The 981-nt window shown below is 38.5% G+C and carries 1 pseudogene; it reads right to left on the bottom strand.

Features of this window, described 5'->3' with window-relative positions:
- Nucleotides 1-963 (bottom strand): annotated as a pseudogene (locus tag UYK_RS24515) (RNA-guided endonuclease InsQ/TnpB family protein); the annotation flags it as partial.
- Nucleotides 964-981 lie beyond the last annotated feature (18 nt).

Raw genomic sequence — 981 nt, 5'->3', positions numbered from 1 at the left:
AATCTTGTGATGTGTAGTGAGGTGCAACTGCTATCGCCCAAGTATCAAAAACTTTGGCATAGTAGTCTACCCAATCAGTGAAAAGTGACCATGAAGCATCGCTGATAGACTTAGCTAAGTGATGGTTTTTAACCATGTTCCGCACCTGCAAGTCCTCATAGACTACCAAGTCGTTGGACTGGACAAGCGCTCTTGCTGTCTTAACAGCAAAATCTTTACGCTGTCTACTTACCTTGAGGTGCTTTTTAGCTAACTTCTTAACAGCTTTTCGGCGATTAGAAGAACCTTTTTTACATTTAGAAACTTTTCTTTGTTTGCGCTTTAGAGACTTTCGGACTTAGGCAATAGTCTGGGATTCTCAACTGTTTTACCATCAGAATCGGTGTAGAAAAACTCTAGTCCTACATCAATTCCTATTTGTTTACCGTTGTGTTGATGAAGTTCAGTACGTTCAACGTCAACACAGAATTGACAATAATAACCATCAGCACGCTTAACTATTCTGACACGCTTAATCTGTTTGATAGAGTAGAAACTTAGGTCACGAGTACCAACAATTTTTAATTTTCCAATATTAAAACCATCACTAAATGTGATGTGTTTTCTATCAGCGGAAAGCTTCCATCCACTGGTTTTATACTCTACAGAATGACCACGTTTTTTAAATCGTGGGAATCCTTTCTTACCAGGTTTCTTCTTCTTGCACTTGTCATAAAAACGAGCTATTGCTAACCATGCTCTATCAGCAGAAGCTTGACGTGCCATAGAGTTAAGCTTGTTGGCAAAATCAAATTCTTTAGCTAAAACAGCACAAAGCGATGACAGGTCATTCTTGCCAACATCTTTATTATCTATCCAATGTCTTAGAGCTTTGTTGCGGATAAACAAAGCAGTCCTAATAGCTTCATCTATTGAATTGTACTGACTTTGCTTACCTTTTAACTTAGCTTCTAAAACTAACATCGCTTCGACCTGTTGACG

The sequence above is a fragment of the Fischerella thermalis PCC 7521 genome, assembly GCF_000317225.1.
GTDB classification, from domain to species: Bacteria; Cyanobacteriota; Cyanobacteriia; order Cyanobacteriales; family Nostocaceae; genus Fischerella; species Fischerella thermalis.
The sequence above is the reverse complement of the archived record's forward strand: the minus strand, read 5'-3'. Positions and strand labels throughout refer to the sequence as shown.